Consider the following 20,973-nt stretch of genomic DNA (forward strand, 5'->3'; position numbering starts at 1 on the left):
TTCCTCCGTCACGATCCTGCGCTCCCCTCGCGACCCGCCGGCGCCGGAGCCCGCCCCAGGTACGCCTGCAGCACCGCCGCACCGACGGCGGCGCCGTCGACCGTCACGACCAGGGGCCGCTTGTCACGGCGTTCGACCTCGATCGCCGGGCCCCGGCGCAGCACGATGCCGGTGCGCCCGTCGAGGCCGAGGCGCCATCCGAAGCCGCCGAACTCGCCGAACGGGTTGCACTCCACCGCGCGCACCGAGACGATCTCGTCCAGCGGGACGTGCACGCGCGGGAACCCGATCTGCGAACGCACCGAAAGTCCGTCCGGTCCCACGCGCACCCGGAACGATGCGGAGGACGCGAAGGCGCCGCCGATGAGCAGCAGGGTGAGCAGCGGCACCCACATCCGGTCGGTGAAGCGCAGCGCCATGAACGCGGTGACCCCGACCACGACCACCATCAGGGCCGAGATGAGGATCACCGCCAGCCGGGACAGACTCGCCGTGGCGAGCCAGACGACCCGTTCTCCGCCGGCGATCCCGTCGATGTGCGCAGGCTGGAGCGGGGCGGCAGGAGCCGGGTGGATGTGCGGCTGCACCAGCCAGCCGACCCCGATGAGCACGACGAACACCGCGAAGGCGACGACCATGTGCCAGCCGACGTCCGGCACCTGCGAGGCATCCGCGACGCCGCGCTGCACCCCGACGGCGCTGAGGCTGATGACGGCGCTGAGGCCGGAGATCCCCAGCGCCAGGGCGGCGAGCAGCCGTGCCGCACCGCCCCAGTGGTCGCGCACGCCGAGCACCGTCACGATCGTGAGGACGGCGGGCAGGACGAAGCCCAGCAGCACGCTCATCCACGCGAACGTCGCCGGGGGGCCGAAGCCGTCGGCACCGGACGGTCCCCAGTGCGTGACCGCGGGCGAGGGCAGTTCGGGCAGCCACGACAGCACGAGTGCGAGCACGACCCCCGAGAGGACCAGGGGCACCGCGACGCCCACGACGAGGGCGATCAGCCGCGCCCGGCGCAGGTCCCGCGCGGGGATCGCCGTCACCTCGCGCTCCGTGGGTCTTGAGCGATCGTTCGTCATGTCGTCTTTCCTTCCTGCCGCTGCGATTCGTCCGCCGCTACCGGTCCGCGGCCGCGGATCCCTGAGCCGCGATCAGCGCCGCGAGGGTCGCCGGGGTGAGGCCGAGCGCGGCACCGCGCCGGACCAGCGCCGCGATGTCGTCGGCGATCTCCGCGAGCGGGGCCGCCGTGGCCGACAGCACGGCGCCGCGACCGCGGCGGAGGTCCACCAGCCCCTCGTCGCGCAGCTCCTGATAGGCGCGCAGCACCGTGTGCACGTTCACGTCGATCGCCGAGGCAACGTCGCGTGCAGCGGGAAGCCGGTCGCCCGGGCGCAGCCTTCCGGCGAGGACCTCGGAGCGCACCGAGGCGGCGATCTGCTCGAACAGCGGGCGCCCGCTGTCCGAATCCATTCGGATCAGCATGTCGCCCTCCCTCGCCTGCCCGTCCTCGCCTATTGGCATTATTCTATGGCAACTAGATTAATTGTGGAAGCAATTGTGGAAGAGATCCAGGCGATTCCCCGTCGACGCGACCGCGCGGTGAGACTGGAGGCATGCGCATCACACCCCGTCGCCTGGCCATCGGCATGAGCCTGTGGATCCCCAACCTCTTCAGCGGCATCAGGGTCCGCCGCTTCAGCCCGGACTGGACCGGCGCCACCGTCGAGCTGCACGTGAACCTCTTCACCCGCAACTACGTGAAGACCGCGTTCGGCGGATCGATGCAGGCGATGACCGATCCGTACTTCTTCATGCTCGTGATGCATCAGCTCGGCCGCGACTACGTGGTGTGGGACACCCGCGGCGAGATCGAGTTCGTCAAGCCGGGACGCGGCGTGCTCACCGCGCGCTTCGACGTGCCGGCGCACCGGGTCGACGACATCCGCGACCGCGCCGAGGGCGGTGCGAAGGTGCTCGAGTGGTTCGAGACCGAGATCACCGACCGCTCGGGCGCCGTGGTGGCCCGGGTGCGGCGCGAGGTGTACGTGCGGGAGAAGAAGCGCGTCACCGCCGCCCGGGCGTGACCCCGCGCAGGCTCGAGGCGCGCTCGACCAGGGTCGGCGCGAGGCGCACGGTGTCCCGCGAAAGGGACGTGCCGGAGACCAGGCCGAGCGCGAGCTCCAGCGCGGCGCGCCCGCTCTCCTCGAACGGCTGCCGCACGGTCGTGAGACCGAGCCCCTCGGCCAGCTCCCCGTCGTCGTAGCCGATCACGGGCATCCTCTCGCCCTCCGGTCGGGCGCGCTGGAGGTCGAGCAGGGCCGCCGCGAACCGGTCGTGATTCGCCACGATCGCGGTGGCGCCGGCGTCCCGCGCCGCACGCAGGATCCGCTGGTCGATCCCGGACGGCCCGTCCACCGCCGCCGACACCACCCCGACGTGCCGCTGCAGCCCTTCGATCCGCAGCATCCCCGCCGAGACATAGGCCGGCGAGCGCTGCGGCTCGTGCACGAACAGCGCCGTGCGATGGCCGAGCTCGACGAGGTGACGGCCGATCTGCTCGCCTCCGTCCCGATCGTCGACGAGGACGACCGGGCCGCCGACGTGGCCCTTCGCGGGGACGACGTCGACATGGACGACGGGGATCCTCGCCGCCCTGCTCGCGCGGCGGGCCGCTCCGCCGAGGGGCACGCCCATCACGATGAGGCCCGACGCGTCGGTGCGCGCCGGCAGCACATCGAGCAGCGGTTCGTCCGCCGCGGCCGCCGAGTCGAGGTCGTAGGGGATGATGTCGACCGCGACATCGCGCGCAAGCCTCAGCATCCCGGCGAGTCGACGCAGGTAGGACGGGTAGCTCGTGAAGGGCGCCGCGACCGCGATGCGGGCGGCCCCCACGCGGCGCCCCTGCGTCATCCGGTAGCCGAGCGCGGTGGCGGCCGCGACGATGCGCTCGCGCGTCTCCGGTCGCACCCGGTGCGGTGCGCTCACCGCCAGCGAGACCGTCGAGATGCTCACCCCCGCGCGCGCGGCGACGTCGTAGATCGTGACCCGTCCGGGACGTGCACGCATGACTCGGATCCCCTCTTCATCGAAGTTCTTCGATTGCTCAGACTAGTCCGCAGCCCGTCGAAGGAGATGACCGATGCCGCGAGGCTCCCGCTACCGCCGTCCGATGCTCGACCGCGCCGTCGCCGCGCACGAAGCCGAGATCGCGCCCTTCCTCGCTCCCGAGCCGAGCGACCCCGCGGGACGCCGCCGCGTCGCGGGCGAGAACGACACCGCGGTCAGCGCGGCCCTCGGGGTCTCGCCCCGGGACAGCGCCACGGCGGAGCACACCGTGCCCGTCTCGGACCACCCCGACGTGCGGGTGCGCGTCTACTGGCCCGGGCCTGAGCCGACTCCGCCGGGCTCAGGGCTGCCGATCCTGGTGTACTTCTACGGCGGAGGCTTCACGATCGCCGGGATCGACTGGGTCTCCTGGGACGCGCGGTTCCGCGAGCGGGCGCACGACGCCGGGATCGTCATCGTGGCCGCGGACTACGCCCACGCACCCGAGCAGCGCTTCCCCGCGCAGCCCGAGCAGTGCTGGAGCGCGTTCGACTGGGCGTTCGCGCATGCGGAGGAACTGGGGGGCTCCGCCGACCGGCTCGCCGTGGGCGGCGCATCCTCGGGAGGCGATCTGGCAGCGGCGGTGACGCTCCTCAACCGCGACCGCGCGGCGCGTCCGGTCGTGCTGCAGCTGCTGGAGAACCCGGCCCTCGACCTCACCATCGGACATGCCGACGCGCGCGGCGTCAGCGCAGGGATGCCCGGCGTCATCGTGCGCAAGGCCGGCCGGATGCTGGTGCGCCAGTACATCGGCGACGACCCGAAGGCGGCCCGCAACCCGTACGCCTCGCCGCTGCTCGCCGACTCCCACGCCGACCTTCCCCCGGCGCTCATCATCACCTCCGAGCTCGATCCGCTCCGCGGCGACGGCGAGGCGTACGCCAGGGCGCTCTCCGACGCCGGAGTCGACGTCACGGCCGTGCGGTTCGTCGGTCAGACGCACGGCTCCCTCGGCGCGACGGGCTCCGTCCCCTCCGCGGACGTCGCCCACCGCCTCATCGTGACCGAGCTGCGCCGGCTGCGCGCGGACTCATGAGCATCGCCGACCCGCTCGCGCTCGACGCGCCCGTGCGAACCTGGCTCCGCCGGATCGACGAGATCATCGCCGACCTCCCCGAGCACGGCTCGCCCGACCCGGCTGCCCATCGTCGGGCGGCCTGGATCCTGAGCGATCTGCTGGCCGCCGAGTTCACCGATCCCGCTCCTCCGGGGATCGAGGCGGACGAACTGCGGCTGGCCGGCCCCGACGGGCCGCTCCGCGCCCGGCGGTTCCGCCCTGCCGCCGCACCAGGTCCTCTCCCGACCATGCTGTGGCTGCACGGAGGCGGCTGGGTGGCGGGCACGATCGACGAGCTGCTCAACGAGCGCACGACCGCGGACCGCGCCCTGCGCTCCGGCGTGCAGATCGTGGCGCTCGAGTACCGCCTCGCGCCGGAGCACCCGTTCCCGGCGCCCGTCGACGACGCCGTCGCCGCCCTCGCCGCCCTGCGTGCGCGGGCGAGCGAGCTGGGGGTCGACCCGGAGCGTCTCGGCATCGGCGGCAACTCCGCCGGAGCCACGATCGCGGCGTCCGCCGCCCTCCGGGAGCGGGACGCGGGCCGGCGGCTGCATCATCAGGCGCTCGAGGTGCTGCCCGCCACGCTGCGCCCGCTCGGCGGTCCGTCGGATCCGCGGCGTCGCGCCTCCGGCATGGACGGCGCGGAGCACCTGGCCGAGATCTACCGCGCGGGTGCGCCGCTGGCGGACTGCTCTCCCCTCGACGCCGCGGACCATCGCGGCCTCGCCCCCGCGCTGATCCTCGCCGCCGAGCTCGATCCGCTCCGCGACGGAGCGATCGCCTATGCCCGCACTCTGGAGGAGGCCGGAGTCCCGGTGGCCCTCCGCGTCGGTGCCGGGCACGTCCACGGCTCCCCCGGGCTCACCGCCTGGCCGGGCGCCCGAGACTGGCGCGACGTGTTCGTCGCCGAGATCGCCGCCGCCTACGCGTCCGAACGTCCGCACCACCCGACCCCCGACCCGAGAGGGAGACGATGATGTCCGCCCATGCCGCAGAACCCGTGATCCCCTTCCCGCCCGCCCCGGCGCCCGGCGCCGACGGCGTGCCCGGCGAGCGCCAGACCTGGTGGTTCTGGGTCGCGTTCGTCCTCACCTGGCTCGCGACCGGCATCGCCCAGGGTGTCGCCGGCGTCGCCGTGCCGCAGCTCCTCAAGGAGTGGGATCCCGACCAGGCGACCGGGAACCTCAGCATCGTGCTGACCGCGGGCGGCGCGGCGATCCTCGTCACCACCCCGATCTTCGGACGCCTCAGCGACCGCTCCCTCTCCCGCCTCGGCATCCGGCGCCCGTGGATCGCCGCCGGAGTGCTCCTGGCCGCGATCGGCTACCTCCTGCAGGCGTTCGCGCCCTCGCTCCTCCCGCTGGGTGCGGGTGCCGTGCTCGTGCTGATCGGTTGGGGCGCCGTGTCGATGACGATCCACACGCTCTTCGCCGACCAGATCCGGCGTCGCATCCGCGCGATCATGTCGGCCGTCACGGGAGCCGCGACCACGGTCGGCATCTTCGGCGGCGTCGCCCTGGCCGGCGCCGTCGCAGGCACGGGACAGCTCGGCATGTTCCTCATCCCCGGCGGCATCGCCGTCGTGCTCGCGATCACCCTCTTCTTCGCGCTGCGCGATCTGCACCGCACGGTTCCCGCTCCCCCGCTCGACTGGCGCGCGGTGATCGAGACCTTCTGGCTGAGCCCGCGCCGCTACCCGGACTTCGCGTGGGCCTGGGCCTGCCGCTTCTTCATGACCGCCTCGATCGTGTCGGTGACGAGCTACCTCTACCTCACGATCTCCAGCCGTTTCGGCATCGACGACCCGGCGCAGATCGCCGCCGTCCAGACCCAGGCGACCGCAGCGTTCACGATCATGAACCTCCTGCTGGCCTTCGTCTTCGGCGTGATCTCCGACCGCACGGGGCGCCGCAAGCCGACGGTCGCGATCGGGGCGCTGACGAGCGCGGTCGGACTCGTCGTCGCCGTCTCGGTCGGGGACGTCACGGTCTTCCTCATCGGGATCGGGATCGTCGGCGCCGGTCAGGGCGCCTACATCGCCGCCGACGTCGCACTTATGACGGAGTGCCTGCCCTCGATGGAGGACGCGGGCAAGGACCTCGGCATCGTGGCGCTCGCCTACCTGCTGCCGGGCATCCTGGTACCGGTGTTCGCGTTCTTCGTGACGCGCATCGGCTCGCCCACGGGGGAGAACTTCGTCGCGCTCTACGCCGGCGCGGTCGTGATGGCGCTGTTCGCCGCCTTCGCCGTGACCCGGGTCAAGGCCGTGCGATGACCGCGGGCGATCGGCTCCCCTGGACGGCACGCGCCGAGTACCGCCGGCTGTGCGCGGCCCCCGACATGCCGCCGCAGACCCGCAGCGGCGTGCAACGGGTCTCCGGCATCGCGGTGCCGGCGGACGACGGCGTCGCGCTGCTCACAGATCACTGGGCCGCGGAGGACGCGGGCCCGCACACGGTGCTCATCCGCACGCCCTACGACCGCGACGGCGTCGCCGCCGTGGCGCGCTTCCTCGCCGAGCGCGGGCATCACGTGGTGGTGCAGAGCTGTCGCGGCACCTTCGGGTCCGGGGGCCGCTTCCGGCCCCTGCACGACGAGGTGGCCGACGGCCAGGCGACGCTGCGCTGGCTGCGCGCGCAGCCCTGGGCGACCGGCCTCGTGCACTCCTGGGGCGGCAGCTACTTCGGGGTGACGCAATGGGCCTACTGCGACGGCGAGCTGCAGCCCGACGCCATGGGCATCGCGGTGTCGGCCCGTCGCTTCGACGAGGCGATCCTCTATCTCGGTCGCGGCTTCTCGATCGACACCCCGCTCGCCTGGGCGTACGCGCTCGGGGTCCAGGAACGCCGGTTGCCGGCGCGCCTGTGGAGACTGCTGCGGGCGCGCGGAGCCCTCGCACGCGGAGCGCGGACCGTGCCGCCGTCCGAGGCCGTGCCCGCGGCTCTCGGCGACGACCCGCGGTTCTTCCGCGACTGGGTCGAGCACAGCGATCCCGGAGACCCGTGGTGGGATCCGCTGCACTTCGCCTCCGATCCCGCAGCGGTGCCTCCCGTGACTCTGCTGGCCGGATGGCAGGACCTCTTCCTCGTCGGCCAGCTCCAGGACCACGCCGCGCTGCAGAGCGCCGGCGTGCGCACGCGGCTGATCGTGGGCGACTGGATCCACGGTGCTCCCGAGATCACGGAGATCGGGGTGCGCGAGGCGCTGCGGGCGCTCGGGGGCGAGCCGGAGACGGCTTCGGTGCGCGTCGAGATCAGCGGGGGCGGCGGATGGAGGGACCTGCCCGCCTGGCCGCCGGCGAGCACGCCGCATCCTCTGGAGCTGACGGCGGACGGCCGGCTCCTCGCCTCGGGGACCGCCCACGAGGCCGGCGCTCTGACCTCCCGCTACGACCCCGCCGATCCCACCCCCGACGCCGGCGGTCGCACGCTCAACCCGTTCAGCGCCGGGCGCCGGGATCAGCGTCGCCGCGAGGGCCGCGACGACGTGCTGCTGTTCACGGGCGAACCGCTCACCGCGCCCCTGCTCGTGATGGGCTCGCCCGAGATCGGGCTCACGCTCGCCTCCACGAACCCGCGCGTCGACGTCTTCGTGCGCCTGTGCGAGCTCGACGAGCGGGGCAGATCCCGCACCGTCACCGACGGCTACCTGCGACTCCCCCCACCGGCAGCGGCAGGCGAGCCGCGCGAGGTCCGTATCGTGCTCGCGCCGATCGCCCATCGCTTCGCCGCAGGCGGCCGCCTCCGCGTGCAGGTGTCGTGGGGCGCGCACCCCCTGCATCTGCGCAACCCGGGGACGTCGGACCCGGTGCGCGATCACTCGCGCCTCGTGGCCAGCACGCAGACGCTCTTCCTCGGCGGCGCGACGCCCGCCGTGCTCGCCCTGCCGCTCCCCGACGACGCGGCACCCGCCGTTCACCCGGGCGTGCCACGATGACGGGATGCCCCTCGCCCGACGCCTGACGCTCGCCGACGCGGTCGCGATCGGTCTCGGATCCATGATCGGCGCGGGGGTGTTCACCGTGTGGGGTCCCGCCGTCGGGGCGGCCGGATCCGGCCTGTTCGTCGCACTGCTGCTGGCCGGGGTCGTGGCGTTCTGCAACGCGACGTCCTCGGCGCGTCTCGCCGCCGCGCATCCGGTCTCGGGAGGCGCCTACGCCTACGGCCGCGCCGAGCTGGGGCCGTGGTGGGGCTTCGTCGCCGGCTGGTGCTTCGTGATCGGCAAGCTCGCGAGCTGCGCGGCGATGGCGATGACGGTCGCCGCCTACGTCGCGCCGACCGCGTGGCAGCGGCCTGTCGCGATCGGCGTGGTCGCGCTGCTCACCGCGGTCACCTGCTTCGGCGTCACGCGCACCGCGCGCCTCACCCAGGCGCTCGTCGCCGTGACCCTGCTGGGACTCATCGTCGTGCTCGCGGCGGCAGGGGCGTCGCCGCCCTCGAGCGCTCCTGCGCCGCTCCCCGTCGGCACCGCCTACGGCGTCCTGCAGGCCGCGGGACTGCTCTTCTTCGCGTTCGCCGGCTACGCGCGCATCGCGACCATGGGCGAGGAGGTGCGCGACCCCGCGCGCACCATTCCTCGCGCCATCGGGATCGCGCTCTCCGCCGTGCTCGTCGTGTACGTGCTGGTCGGCGCGGCGGTCGTGCTGACCCTGGGCGGTGCCGCGACGACGTCGGCCGCACCGCTCGTCGGGGTGGTCGACGTCGCCGGATGGCACGCCGCCGCGCCCGCGATCCGGGTCGCGGCAGCCGCCGCGGCGACCGGCGCGCTGCTGGCCCTGCTGTCGGGCATCGGACGCACGTCGCTCGCGATGGCGCGGGAGCGCGATCTGCCGTCCGCTCTGGCCGCGATCGACCGCCGTCACCACGTCCCGCGCCGCGCCCAGCTGGCGGCGGGCGCTGTCGTGGTCGCCGTCGTCGCCGTCGCCGACCTGCGCGGCGCGATCGGCTTCTCCTCCTTCGGCGTGCTGCTGTACTACCTCGTCGCGAACCTCAGCGCCGCGGCCCGCTCCCGCGCGGTGCCTCCGGCGTCGCGACCACCGCGCGCCGCTTGGCTCGTCCCGGTCGCGGGCGCCATCGGCTGTGTCGCCCTCGCGGCGACGCTCCCGCCGCTCTCCGTGCTGATCGGCGTCGCCGTGGTCGCGGCCGGCGTCGCCCTCCGCGGGATCAGGATCGCCCGGGATCGGCGCCGGCGCGATACGACGACGCCGTGATGCCCAGCACCGCCCGGAAGTCGTTCGCCAGGTGGGCCTGGTCGGCGTAGCCGAGCTCGGCCGCGACGGTCGCCAGATCCGCGTCAGGATCGGTGCGGATCCGCTCCGCCGCCTCCTGCAGCCGGCGCCGACGGATGATCGCGGCCGGCGAGAGGCCGACGTGCCGGTGGGCCATGCGCTGCAGGGTGCGCACGGAGACGGCCAGCCGGGCAGCGGCCTGCTCCGGCGTGCGCACCGACGCATCGGAGATCAGCAGCTCGGACATCGCGTTCGCGTGCCGCGCGGGCGCCGTGACCTCCCCGACGCGCTCCCGCAGCCACGTGCACAGCACCGCGACCGCGCGCTCCCGATGCCCCTCCCCCGTCGCCATCGCGCGGGCGACCGCATCCGGCAGCCCCGGCGCGGGGAATCGCTCGACCCGGTCGAGCAGCGCGGACGGCGCATCGGTCAGCGCCGCCACGGCGGCCGGCCGCAGCAGTGCGCCGACGGCCCAGCCCCGGCCCGCCAGGTCCCGGGAGCTGACCCGCGTCGTCGCCCCCGACAGCACGGCGCCGCCCGCCTCGACCACGAGATTGAGCGCCGGGAACGAGACGAGCTCCTGCCGCGACGAGCGCCCCGGTTCGATGTCCCACTCCGGGATCCAGCACCACTGCACGAGCTCCGCGGCAGCGGCCGGCGGCGGCAGCCGGTGGAACTGCGGCAGGCGCGCCGGATAGAGCACGCCCCGCGTCGGATCGACCATTCCTCGAGCGTAGGAGGCGGAGCCGACATCCGGGCGGAGGCCGGATCGGGCGGCGGACACCGTGGCGCGAATCTCCAAGCGCCGTCGCGGAGCGCCGTTCTAGCCTCGACCCATGAGCGAAGAGACCTCCCCCACAGGCGCCCTCGGCGCCACCGGCCGCTACACCACGAACGGACGGCCGAACTCGGCGACGTCCCTCACCCCCTTCCTGGCGATCCCCGACGCCCGCAGCGCGATCGCGTTCTACCGGGACGTCTTCGGCGCCCGCGTCGTCGATGTGACCGAGTTCGGCGGCGTGGTCGCGCACGCCGACCTCGACTTCGGGCTCGGGATGCTCCAACTCGGCGATCCCAACCCCGAGTACGGGCTCGTCGCGGCACCCGGCGGCGACTCCGACTGCTATTCGATGGGGCTCTACGTCTCCGACGTGGACTCCGTCGTCGAACGCGCCGTGGCCGCGGGATCCACCGTGCGGGAGGCGCCGTCGACGTTCGTCTCGGGCGACCGCTACGCGAGCATCCGCGACCCGTTCGGGGTGCGGTGGTCGATCATGACCCGGGTCGAGGACCTCTCCGAGGAGGAGAGCGCCGCGCGCGTGGCGGAGTGGGCCGCGTCGTTCAGCGCGACGGAGGGCTGAGCAGCTCCTCGACCGTGTCGGGGAACCGGGCGGCCGAGGTCAGCGCCTCCTCGGCCGCCGCCACCACCGCCGGGAGCAGCGCCTCGGCGGTGCGGCGGTAGCCGAGGGCGCTCGGGTGGAAGCGGTCCAGGCTGAACATCTCCTCCGGCTGGTCGAAGAACATCGCCCCGACCGCCCGTCGCAGATCCACCGCGGTCGCGCCGTGCTCGATCGCCGCCTGCGCCTGCGCCGCGGCCAGGCGCCGCGACATCCGCGACGCGATCGAGCGCAGCGGCTGCGGCACGGGACGCAGCGCCCCCAGATCCGGGCAGGTGCCCACCACGACGCCGGCGCCGAGAGCGTGCAGCCAGCCGATCGCGTCCTCCAGGTGCTGCACCGAGAGCGACACCGGGATGCGGTGCGTAACGTCGTTCCCGCCGACCACCACGACGGCGACATGCGGCAGATAGTCCGTCTCGAGCGCGGCCAGCTGGGCGTCCAGATCGGTCGACTCGGATCCGACGATCGCCGCCGTCCGCAGCCGCACCGGGCGCCGCAGTCGTCGCGCGAGCCCCTTCGCCAGCCGGCCGCCGAGTGTGTCCTTGCGCCGCGGTGCGCCGAGTCCGGCCGCCAGGGAGTCGCCGAGCAGGAGGAGCTCCACGGGCTCGCCGGCCAGCCGGCGCCGCCACACCCGATCCGCATCGACGGCGTCCTCGCCGAGCGGCTTGCCGATCCGCCTCCGCGCGATGCGCGCCTGGCGGCCCAGCGCGAGACGGGCCGCCACGGCGGCGCCCGCGATCGCGAGCCCGGCCGCGCCGAGCACGCCCGTGGAGAGCCTCAGGGACCGGGTCCGACGACGGTCGACAGCGTCCATACGCCGATCAGACCGCATCAGGGTGAACGCCGCGTTACGCCGCGGCGGATCCTCGGGGACGGCGAGCCGACCGGCCGGACGGGTCAGTTCAGCGGCTTTACCTCGAGCGCCTCCGGAGCCTCGCCCGCGCGCACCGGAGCGAACCCGGTGTAGCCGTCGGCGGCGGCCCGCTCCAGCAGGGCCTTGAGGTTCTTCGTGCGCCGTTCCAGCCGCACCCGCGCTCCGCCGGCGATGAGGGCCGCCTTGTGGGCGACGAGCTCCGCCACCGGGACGTCGGCGTCGTGCACCAGCACCACCGCCTGCGCCGCCGCGTCGTCCGCCGACTCGAGCAGGTCGACGATGCGCTCGAAGCCGATCGAGAAGCCGACCGCGGGCACCTGCTGGCCGAGGAAGCGTCCGATCATGCCGTCGTAGCGACCGCCGCCGCCCAGCGAATAGGAGACGGAGGGGTGTGCGAGCTCCATGATCGTGCCCGTGTAGTAGCCCATGCCGCGCACGAGGAACGGGTCGAACTGCAGCGGGATCGGGTCGATCCCCTCCGCGGCGGGCCGCGCCGCGGCGACCGCCTCACCCAGTCCCACGAGGTGCGCGACGAGGTCGTCCGGGGCGTTCTCCGGCAGCGCCTTGCGGATCTGCCGCTCGCCGTAGGGGTTGTACTCGAGCGTCTGCGGACGGTGCAGGAACGCCTCGAAGGCTTCCACCGCCGCGGCGGTGGCGCCGCGCTCGCGCAGCTCGGCGACGATGCCGTCGGGGCCGATCTTGTCGAGCTTGTCGATCGTGATGAGCACGCCGGGGCGCTCGTCCTCCGCGAAGCCGAAGGCGTCCAGCATCCAGTCCAGCGCGCGGCGGTCGTTCACGCGCACCATGCCCCCGGTGAGACCGAGGGCGTCGATCGTGTCGAGCGACGCGACGATGAGCTCGGCCTCGGCGCGCGCCGAGTCGTCGCCGATGATGTCGATGTCGCACTGCACGAACTGGCGGTACCGGCCCTTCTGCGGGCGCTCGGCGCGCCACACCGGACCGATCTGGATCGAGCGGAACACCCCGGGCAGCTGGCCGCGGTTCGTCGCGTAGAAGCGGGCGAGCGGCACGGTCAGGTCGTAGCGCAGACCGAGATCGCTGAGCGCGGCCGGATCCTCCGCCGCGGCGGTGATGGCCTCGGCGTCGAGACCGCGGCGCAGGATGTTGAAGGAGAGCTTCTCGTTGTCGCCGCCGATGCCGGCGTGCAGACGGTCGTACTCCTCGACGACGGGCGTCTCGATCTCGTCGAACCCGTGCGCGCGGTAGCGCTCGCGGATGACGGCGAGCACGCGCTCACGACGGGCCTTGTCGGCGGGGAGGAAGTCGCGCATCCCGCGCGGAGGATTGACCGTTGCCACGGATCCATTCTTCCAGGTCCGTCAGGGCGTCTCCGATCCCTCCGCGGCGCGCACCTCGTCCTCGAGGATCCTGACCCGCTCCCGCAGGGCGCGCTCGGCGTCCCAGCCGTGCGCGCGGGCCGCCACGACCAGGTCCAGCAGCTGGTCGCCCAGCTCGGCTTCGCTGAGCGCAGCGGGCTCCGCAGGAGGCGCGGGCGTCGGACCGACGATCGCCGGCGGCGGGTCCTCCTGAGCCGGCGCGGACGGCTCTTCGGCGACCTCCACGCCCGCCTTCGCCGCGCGGCCCAGGATCTTCTGCGCACGGGACAGCGCGGGCATCCCCGGCGGGATCCCGTCGAGCACGCTGCGGCGATCGCGCTTCTCGCCGGCCTTCGCGGCGTTCCAGTGCACGAGGACCTCCTCCGGCGTGCGCGCGATCGCGTCGCCGAACACGTGCGGGTGACGCCGGGTCATCTTCTCGGCGAGCGTCCGGGCCACATCGTCGATGTCGAACGGATCCTCCGGATCCTGCGCCGCGATCGCCGCATGGAACAGCACCTGCCAGAGCAGGTCGCCGAGCTCCTCGCGGAGCTCCGCGCGGTCGTCCCGCTCCACGGCGTCGATGAGCTCCGCCGACTCCTCCACGAGGTACGGCACGAGCTCCCGGTGCGTCATGGCCTGCGACCAGACGCACCTTTCCCGCACCTGCCGCATGACCTCGGCGGCGGCGCGGAGCGGATCGGCCTGCTGCGGGAAGTCGGGGTCAGCGCTCACTCCAGGGCTCCTCTTCGTCGTCCTCGTCCTGCTCCTCCTCGGCGTCGCCGGCGGCCCGGTGCGCCCTCGCGCGCCACGACACCAGCACCGCGGCGATCACCAGCGCGATCACGGATCCGAGCAGCACGGCGAGGATCGCCTCGTCGCGCACATCGGGGTGCGCCGCGAAGGCGAGATTGGCGAGCAGCAGCGAGACCGTGAACCCGATGCCGCCGAGCGCTCCGGCCGCGAGCAGATCCGGGAAGCGGATCGCGGGCGGGGTCCCGGGCGGACGGATCCGCTGGGCGACGAGACCGAACAGCGAGACGCCGAGCAGCTTGCCCACCGGCAGCGCGACCAGGATCGCGAAGAACGCCGGGGACAGCGCCTCCACCGGGACCTGCGGGATCACCACGAACGCCGCCACGAACGCGAACAGCGGCAGCACGAGCCCGTTCACCCACGGCTCCAGGACGTGCCGGGTGCGATCCGAGGCGCGGGGCGCCATCACGAGGCCGAGCATGACGCCGGCGATCGTGGCGTGCACGCCGGAGGCGGCGAACAGCCCCCACGCGACGATCCCGACGACCACCATGAGGACGATCAGCACCGGCCGCGACCACCCGTCCCGCCGCAGCAGGCGGCTCAGCACCGCGAACACGACGACCGCGACGAGCCCCAGCGCCAGCAGCACGAGGTCCAGGCCGTGCGCGAACAGCACCGCGATGAAGACGATCCCGACGATGTCGTCGAGGATGGCGAGCGCGAGCAGGAAGGCCCGCACGGCCGACGGCAGTCCTCGCCCGAAGACGGCGAGCACCCCGAGGGCGAAGGCGATGTCGGTCGCGGTGGGGATGGGCCACCCAGTGGCGCTCGGCCCGCTGCCCGCGATGAGCAGGTACAGCGCGATGGGCACGAGGATCCCGCCGGCCGCGGCGATCGCCGGCTGGATCGCGGCGCGCAGGCTGTTGAGCTCGCCGCGGGTGAGCTCGTACTGCAGCTCGAGCGCGACGACGAAGAAGAAGATCGCGAGCACCCCGTCGGACACCCAGTGCGCGACGGACAGATCGAGCCCGGTACCGGGCACGGCCAGGTGCGCATCGAGGATCCCGGCGACCGTGTCGTGCGTCGGGAGGTTGGCCAGCAGCAGCCCGAGGCCCGCGGACGCGAGCAGCAGGATCGCAGGGAACTGGGCGGATCTCAGAAGGCGGCTCGAGCGACTCATCCGTTCCACCGTATCGCGCCCGCCGTGCCGTCACGAGGGAGAGAGGAGACGGATGGCATACCTCTCGGCGCGCACCGTCACGCTGGTCTCCGGGCGCGCCGCGTCGGTTTACGCTCGAACCGTGACCCCCGACACAACCCATACCGAAGCCATCCGCATCGCCATGCGGTTCGAGGCAGGGCGCGAGCTGCCCGAGGTGATGCGCGCGGACGTGCGCATGCTCGGAGCACTGCTCGGCCAGGTCCTGCGCGAGTCCGGCGGCGACGACCTGTTCGACGACGTCGAGCGCCTGCGCCAGGCGACCATCGAGGCCTACACCGACGAGTCGGCCGAAGCCTTCGACCGCGCCACCCGCATCGCCGAGGAGTTCTCGGTGCAGCGGGCCGACGAGGTCGCCCGCGCCTTCACCGCCTACTTCCACCTCGTGAACCTCGCCGAGGAGCACCAGCGCGTGCGCGTGCTTCGCGAGCGCGGCGACGACCCCACAACGGGCTCGGGCAACGGCGCGAGGACCGACACGGTGGCGGGTGCCTTCGCGCAGCTGACCGCCGAGGTCGGCGAGGAGGAGGCGCGCCGCCGCCTCGGCGCGCTGCGCTTCCACCCGGTGTTCACCGCCCACCCGACCGAGGCGCGTCGCCGCGCGGTGTCGTCGAGCATCCGGCGCCTCGCCGACCTGCTCAGCGCGCACGATGCCGCGGCCCCCGGAAGCGCCGATGCGCACCGCGCCCGCCGGCGCATGCTCGAGGAGGTCGACACGCTCTGGCGCACGGCTCCGCTGCGCGCGCAGAAGCCGGAGCCCACCGACGAGGTGCGCACCGTGATGAGCGTGTTCGACGAGACGCTGTTCACGACGGTGCCGCACGTGTATCGCCGCATCGACGACGTGCTCCGCGGCGAGGAGTCGGGCTCGACGGCGCCGATCGTCCCCGCGTTCGTGCGCATCGGCACGTGGGTCGGCGGCGACCGCGACGGCAACCCGTTCGTGACCGCCGCGGTCACCCGTGAGGCGGCGGCCATCGCCGCGGACCACGTGCTGCGCGGTCTCGAGCGCTCTCTGGAGCGGATCGGCCGCACCCTCACGCTCGATGCCGAGGGCACGCCCGCGTCCGCCGAGGCGACCGCCCTGTGGGAGGCGCTGCAGGACGCGCACCCCGAGGTCGCCCGGGAGGTCGCCACCCGCTCCCCCGGCGAGCCGCACCGCCGGATCCTCCTGCTGCTCGCCCATCGCGTGGAGGCCACCCGCCTCGGCGACGAGGGCGCCTACACGGATCCCGAGCAGCTGCTCGCCGACCTGCGCGTCGTGCAGACGTCGCTGGAGGGCGCCGGCGCGCACCGGCATGCGTTCGGCGGCGTGCAGCACCTCATCTGGCAGGTGCAGACCTACGGCTTCCACCTCGCCGAGCTGGAGGTGCGCCAGCACTCCCAGGTGCACGCCAAGGCCCTCGCCGAGCTCGACGCCGCGGCGGGCGGATCCGACGGTTCCATCAGCGCGCAGACCGAGGAGGTGCTCGCGGTCTTCCGCACGGTCCGCAAGATCCAGCGCACCTACGGACCGCGGGCCGCGGGACGCTACGTCGTGTCCTTCACCCAGTCGGCCGACGACCTCGCGAACGTGCACCGCCTGGCCGCATACGCCTGCGGCGACGACCTGCCGGTGCTCGACGTGGTCCCGCTGTTCGAGACCTTCGCCGATCTGCAGGCCGCCCCGGGGATCCTCGCCGAGATCGTCGCGCACCCGGCCTTCGCCGCACGGCTGGCGGCGACCGGCCGACGGCTCGAGGTCATGCTCGGCTACTCCGACTCATCGAAGGACGTCGGGCCGGTCGCTGCGAACCTCGCCCTCTACGAGGCGCAGGCCGAGATCGCCGCCTGGGCGCAGCGCGAGGGAATCGAGCTCACGCTGTTCCACGGCCGCGGCGGCGCGCTCGGACGCGGCGGAGGGCCGGCGAACTCCGCCATCCTCGCGCAGCCCCCGCACTCGGTCGACGGCCGGTTCAAGCTCACCGAGCAGGGCGAGGTCATCTTCGCGCGCTACGGTGAGCCAGCGATCGCGATGCGGCACATCGACCAGGTGACGGCCGCGACGCTGCTGGCGTCGTCGCCGGGCGTCGAGCAGCGCAACAGCGCGGCCGCGGCCAGGTTCGCCGAGGTGGCGGGCACGATGGACCGCGCCTCCCGGGAGCGCTTCTTCTCCCTCGTGAAGGCGCCGGGGTTCGCCCCCTGGTTCGCCACGGTCACGCCGATGGAGGAGATCGGGCTGCTGGCGCTCGGATCCCGGCCGGCGCGCCGCGGGCTGTCCGTCGAATCGCTCGAGGATCTCCGCGCCATCCCGTGGGTGTTCGCCTGGACCCAGGCGCGGATCAACCTGGCCGGCTGGTTCGGCCTCGGCACGGCGCTCGAAGCGGTGGGCGACGAGGACCTGCTGCGCACGGCCTATCAGGAGTGGCCGCTGCTGCGCACGATGGTCGACAACGTCGCGATGAGCCTGGCGAAGACGGATCCGCGCATCGCACGCCGCTATCTCGGCCTCGGCGACCGCGACGATCTCGCCGCCCTCGTGCTCGAGGAGATGGAGCTGACCCGGTCCTGGGTGATCCGGCTCACCGGCGGCGAGCGCCTGCTGGAGAACAAGCCGATCCTGCAGCGCGCGGTCGCCATGCGCAGCCCGTATGTCGACGCGCTGTCGCTGCTGCAGCTGCGCGCACTGCGCGCCCTCCGCGCCGGAGAGACGGCCGCTGAGGGTCTCGAAGGGCCCGCACCGGACCCCGAACTGCAGCGCCTGCTGCTGCTCTCGGTCAGCGGCGTCGCCGCCGGCCTGCAGAACACAGGCTGATCAGAGGCGATTTCTTGCGGATTCCTCATCCCCGTCATGACCTCGGGGGTGAGGAATCCGCTGTATTAGAGTGAGGTTTCCGCCGTACCCGGCTGTCTGCGCACGACACGATCACCCGCGCTCCCTCCGCATCCCCCTCCCGAAGGCATCCCGAGTGACCGACATCATCACCGAACCGACCACCACCGATTTCCATCCGCTCTCCCCTCTCGCTCAGCCGATCTTCGACGGCGTCCTCGCACTGAACCCGAACGAGCCGGAGTTCCATCAGGCCGTGCACGAGGTGCTGCATTCGATCGGCCCCGTGCTCGAGCGGCACCCCGAGTACGTCGACGCCGGTGTGCTGGAGCGCCTCGTCGAGCCCGAGCGTCAGGTGATCTTCCGGGTGCCGTGGGTGGACGACGCCGGCAGGCTGCAGGTGAACCGCGGCTACCGCGTTCAGTACTCCTCGGTGCTCGGCCCGTACAAGGGCGGCCTGCGCTTCCACCCCTCGGTGAACATCTCGATCATCAAGTTCCTCGGCTTCGAGCAGATCTTCAAGAACGCGCTCACCGGCCAGGGCATCGGCGGCGGCAAGGGCGGATCGAACTTCGACCCGCACGGCCGCAGCGACGCCGAGATCATGCGGTTCTGCCAGTCCTTCATGAACGAGCTGTACCGCCACCTCGGCGAGCACACCGACGTCCCCGCCGGCGACATCGGCGTCGGCGGACGCGAGATCGGCTACCTGTTCGGCCAGTACCGCAAGATCACCAACCGGCACGAGTCCGGCATGTTCACGGGCAAGGGCATCGGCTGGGGCGGCGCGCAGGTGCGCACCGAGGCCACCGGCTACGGCGCGGTCTTCTTCGCGCAGGAGATGCTCGCCGTGCACGACGAATCCCTCGAAGGGAAGCGCGTCGGCGTCTCCGGATCCGGCAACGTCGCCATCTACGCGATCCAGAAGGCCGCCCAGCTGGGAGCGCTGGCCGTGACCGCGTCCGACTCCTCCGGCTACGTCGTCGACGACGCCGGCATCGACGTGGAGCTGCTGCGCCGGATCAAGGAGGTCGAGCGCGGCCGCATCGTCGAGTACGCGAAGCGCCGTCCCGGCGCCCGCTTCGTCGAGGGCGGGTCCGTGTGGGAGGTGCCCGTGGACATCGCGGTGCCGTCTGCCACCCAGAACGAGCTGGACGGCGCGAGCGCCGCCGCGCTCATCGCGAACGGCGTCCGCGCCGTCTCCGAGGGCGCCAACATGCCGAGCACCCCGGAGGCCGTGGCCCTGTTCCAGGACGCGGGCGTGCTGTTCGCCCCGGGCAAGGCGGCGAACGCCGGCGGCGTGGCGACCTCCGCCCTCGAGATGAGCCAGAACGCGGCGCGCCAGCGCTGGGGCTTCGACGACAGCGAGCAGAAGCTGCGCGACATCATGGCCGACATCCACCACGCCGCGTTCGACGCCGCCGAGCGCTACGACGTTCCGGGCGACTACGTGGCGGGGGCCAACATCGCCGGCTTCGAGCGGGTCGCGAACGCGATGCTCGCACAGGGCGTGATCTGAGCCGGATCCGCTCCCACGCCGAAGCGCCGGTCCCGTTCCCCGGGGCCGGCGCTTCGCGATTCCGGGGCTAGCGCGCTCCGGTCGGATCCCGTTCGTCGTCGAGGTCGTCGTCGAGCGGGCGCTGCGGCGCCGGCACGGGCAGCTTGTTGAACCCGGTGACCGCCTCGTTCTCGTCGAAGGAGGCGACCTTGCGACGGAACCCGCGCGTCAGCACCAGCAGGTAGAGCAGTCCGATGACCGCCCAGACCGTGCCTCCGATGAGGGCGTCCTGGTGCAGGTTGGCCCAGAGCAGGCCGGTGAGCAGCATGCCGATCGCGGGCATCACGATGTAGCGGAAGATGTCGCCGGGAGTCTTGCGCCGCCCCTTGCGGACCGCGAACCAGGCGATCACCGACACGTTCACGAACGTGAACGCGATGAGCGCGCCGAAGTTGATCCAGGCCGCGATGAGCTCCAGCGTGAACGGGATCGCGAGCAGGCAGATCGCGCCGACGAGGACGATGTTGAACGTCGGGGTGTGCGTGCGCGGGTTGATGTAGCCGAACACCTTCTTGGGCAGCACGTTGTTGCGCCCCATGACGAGCAGCATGCGCGAGACCGAGGCGTGCGAGGCGAGGCCCGAGGCGAGCGTCGCGCAGAAGCCCGCCGCGGTGAGGACGGCGCGCAGCACGTCGCCGCCGACGAGGTGGCCGATGATCGGCAGCGTGGAGTCCTCGACGTACTGCATGTCGCCGCCCGGCGCGAACTCGTTCCAGTCCGGGAACCGCAGCTGCGTGAAGTAGGCGGCGACGAGGAAGATCGCCCCGCCCAGGATCACCGTGAGCAGGATCGCCCTCGGCATGATCTTCGGGTCCTTGGCCTCCTCGGCGTACATCGTCACGGCGTCGAATCCGATGAACGAGAAGCACACGATCGTCGCGCCCATGAGCACGGCGCCCATGGTGACTCCGTCGTGCAGGAAGGGGGCGACGGACGCGACCGTACCGGCGCCGTGCCCCTGCGCGAGCTGCGCGATGACCATCACCACGAACACCGCCATGACGATGATCGAGAACACCAGGAGGACCATGTTCGCGTTCGACGTGCCGCGCATCGTCAGGTAGATGATCGCCGTCACCAGGACGCAGTAGATCACGACCCAGATCCAGCCGGGGATGTCGGGGAAGAGCGCCTCGAGGTAGCTCCGGATGATGAGGCAGTTCACCATCGGGAGCAGCACGTAGTCGATGAGGGACGTCCAGCCGACCATGAAGCCGAGGTTCGGGTGGATCGACTCGCGGACGTACGTGTACGCGGATCCCGCGCTCGGGATCGCACTCGCGATCTTGCCGTAGCTGATCGCGGTGAACACCATCACGACGAGGGCGACCAGGTACGCCGCGGGCACGGCGTTCGCGGTGTCGCGGCCGACCATGCCGAAGGTGTCGAACACGACCGTCGGGGTCATGTACCCGAGGCCGAGGCCGACGATGGCCCAGAGGCCGAGGTTCCGCTTCAGCGTCCCGCCGCCCTGCGCGAGCGGCTTGGTCTTCATCGACATGCATCCTCCTCTGGATCTGCGGACCCGCCGGCGGCGTTCGGGCGCCGGGCGGATGCTCGCTGCGCAGCGCTGCGCAATCGATTGGAGAACATTATGCCGGTCGAGCGGATCCCTCGCGACCATC

The 20,973-nt window shown here is 72.8% G+C and carries 18 protein-coding genes; 9 read left to right on the forward strand and 9 right to left on the reverse strand.

Going from position 1 to position 20,973, the window contains the following annotated elements:
* Positions 1 to 8 precede the first annotated feature (8 nt).
* Both J8G10_RS12390 and J8G10_RS12395 read right to left on the reverse strand, forming a co-directional pair.
* On the reverse strand, positions 9 to 1,079 hold the full coding sequence (locus J8G10_RS12390) for a DUF1648 domain-containing protein (protein ID WP_251445133.1): 1,071 nt from the start codon (positions 1,077 to 1,079) through the stop codon (positions 9 to 11).
* A 37-nt stretch (positions 1,080 to 1,116) separates the two neighbouring features.
* Positions 1,117 to 1,482 (reverse strand): GntR family transcriptional regulator, encoded by a 366-nt coding sequence (locus J8G10_RS12395; protein WP_251445135.1) that lies wholly within the window; start codon positions 1,480 to 1,482, stop codon positions 1,117 to 1,119.
* Positions 1,483 to 1,613: 131 nt separating this feature from the next.
* Between J8G10_RS12395 and J8G10_RS12400 the strand changes: the two genes are divergently transcribed.
* Positions 1,614 to 2,084: a DUF4442 domain-containing protein gene (locus J8G10_RS12400; RefSeq protein ID WP_251445138.1), complete on the forward strand. Its 471-nt coding sequence runs from the start codon at positions 1,614 to 1,616 to the stop codon at positions 2,082 to 2,084.
* On the opposite strand, the gene J8G10_RS12405 is transcribed toward J8G10_RS12400, so the two are convergent.
* A complete protein-coding gene (locus J8G10_RS12405) occupies positions 2,065 to 3,066 on the reverse strand; it encodes a LacI family DNA-binding transcriptional regulator (RefSeq protein ID WP_251445141.1) in 1,002 nt (333 codons plus the stop codon). The genes J8G10_RS12400 and J8G10_RS12405 overlap by 20 nt on opposite strands.
* A 73-nt stretch (positions 3,067 to 3,139) precedes the next feature.
* Here J8G10_RS12405 and J8G10_RS12410 point away from each other — a divergent pair, with 73 nt between their 5' ends.
* The 5 genes from J8G10_RS12410 to J8G10_RS12430 are packed head-to-tail and all read left to right on the forward strand — an operon-like array spanning position 3,140 to position 9,371.
* Positions 3,140 to 4,141, forward strand: coding sequence for an alpha/beta hydrolase (locus J8G10_RS12410; RefSeq protein WP_251445144.1), 1,002 nt, complete (start codon positions 3,140 to 3,142; stop codon positions 4,139 to 4,141).
* Complete coding sequence (locus J8G10_RS12415) at positions 4,138 to 5,139, forward strand: alpha/beta hydrolase fold domain-containing protein (protein WP_251445147.1); 1,002 nt, start codon at positions 4,138 to 4,140, stop codon at positions 5,137 to 5,139. Before J8G10_RS12410 ends, J8G10_RS12415 begins: the two co-directional genes overlap by 4 nt.
* Positions 5,139 to 6,437 (forward strand): MFS transporter, encoded by a 1,299-nt coding sequence (locus J8G10_RS12420; protein ID WP_251445149.1) that lies wholly within the window; start codon positions 5,139 to 5,141, stop codon positions 6,435 to 6,437. The genes J8G10_RS12415 and J8G10_RS12420 overlap by 1 nt, the downstream gene beginning before the upstream one ends.
* Positions 6,434 to 8,098, forward strand: a complete 1,665-nt coding sequence (locus J8G10_RS12425) for a CocE/NonD family hydrolase (protein WP_251445152.1) — start codon at positions 6,434 to 6,436, stop codon at positions 8,096 to 8,098. Before J8G10_RS12420 ends, J8G10_RS12425 begins: the two co-directional genes overlap by 4 nt.
* 4 nt (positions 8,099 to 8,102) lie before the next feature.
* Positions 8,103 to 9,371, forward strand: a complete 1,269-nt coding sequence (locus tag J8G10_RS12430) for an APC family permease (protein WP_251445154.1) — start codon at positions 8,103 to 8,105, stop codon at positions 9,369 to 9,371.
* On the opposite strand, the gene J8G10_RS12435 is transcribed toward J8G10_RS12430, so the two are convergent.
* Positions 9,325 to 10,113: a helix-turn-helix domain-containing protein gene (locus tag J8G10_RS12435; RefSeq protein ID WP_251445156.1), complete on the reverse strand. Its 789-nt coding sequence runs from the start codon at positions 10,111 to 10,113 to the stop codon at positions 9,325 to 9,327. The genes J8G10_RS12430 and J8G10_RS12435 overlap by 47 nt on opposite strands.
* A 112-nt stretch (positions 10,114 to 10,225) precedes the next feature.
* Here J8G10_RS12435 and J8G10_RS12440 point away from each other — a divergent pair, with 112 nt between their 5' ends.
* Entirely contained in the window at positions 10,226 to 10,750 is a 525-nt protein-coding gene (locus J8G10_RS12440; RefSeq protein ID WP_251445159.1) for a glyoxalase/bleomycin resistance/extradiol dioxygenase family protein, read from the forward strand.
* Here the strand turns inward: J8G10_RS12440 and J8G10_RS12445 are convergent.
* The 4 genes from J8G10_RS12445 to nhaA all read right to left on the reverse strand — a co-directional run bounded on the left by J8G10_RS12445 (position 10,731) and on the right by nhaA (position 14,939).
* On the reverse strand, positions 10,731 to 11,603 hold the full coding sequence (locus J8G10_RS12445; protein ID WP_251445162.1) for an SGNH/GDSL hydrolase family protein: 873 nt from the start codon (positions 11,601 to 11,603) through the stop codon (positions 10,731 to 10,733). The genes J8G10_RS12440 and J8G10_RS12445 overlap by 20 nt on opposite strands.
* Positions 11,604 to 11,686: 83 nt before the next feature.
* On the reverse strand, positions 11,687 to 12,955 hold the full coding sequence (locus J8G10_RS12450; protein WP_251445408.1) for a HisS family protein: 1,269 nt from the start codon (positions 12,953 to 12,955) through the stop codon (positions 11,687 to 11,689).
* Between the two features lie 48 nt (positions 12,956 to 13,003).
* Positions 13,004 to 13,675: a MazG family protein gene (locus tag J8G10_RS12455; RefSeq protein ID WP_285814319.1), complete on the reverse strand. Its 672-nt coding sequence runs from the start codon at positions 13,673 to 13,675 to the stop codon at positions 13,004 to 13,006.
* Positions 13,676 to 13,724: 49 nt separating this feature from the next.
* A complete protein-coding gene (gene nhaA / locus J8G10_RS12460; RefSeq protein ID WP_251445168.1) occupies positions 13,725 to 14,939 on the reverse strand; it encodes a Na+/H+ antiporter NhaA in 1,215 nt (404 codons plus the stop codon).
* Positions 14,940 to 15,102: 163 nt separating this feature from the next.
* Between nhaA and J8G10_RS12465 the strand changes: the two genes are divergently transcribed.
* A complete protein-coding gene (locus J8G10_RS12465; RefSeq protein ID WP_251445410.1) occupies positions 15,103 to 17,772 on the forward strand; it encodes a phosphoenolpyruvate carboxylase in 2,670 nt (889 codons plus the stop codon).
* Positions 17,773 to 17,938: 166 nt separating this feature from the next.
* Complete coding sequence (gene gdhA / locus J8G10_RS12470) at positions 17,939 to 19,309, forward strand: NADP-specific glutamate dehydrogenase (protein WP_251445412.1); 1,371 nt, start codon at positions 17,939 to 17,941, stop codon at positions 19,307 to 19,309.
* A 67-nt stretch (positions 19,310 to 19,376) separates the two neighbouring features.
* On the opposite strand, the gene J8G10_RS12475 is transcribed toward gdhA, so the two are convergent.
* Positions 19,377 to 20,849, reverse strand: a complete 1,473-nt coding sequence (locus J8G10_RS12475) for an APC family permease (RefSeq protein ID WP_251445171.1) — start codon at positions 20,847 to 20,849, stop codon at positions 19,377 to 19,379.
* Between the last annotated feature and the right edge of the window lie 124 nt (positions 20,850 to 20,973).

The organism is Microbacterium sp. USTB-Y (assembly GCF_023703415.1).
Classification (GTDB): domain Bacteria; phylum Actinomycetota; class Actinomycetes; order Actinomycetales; family Microbacteriaceae; genus Microbacterium.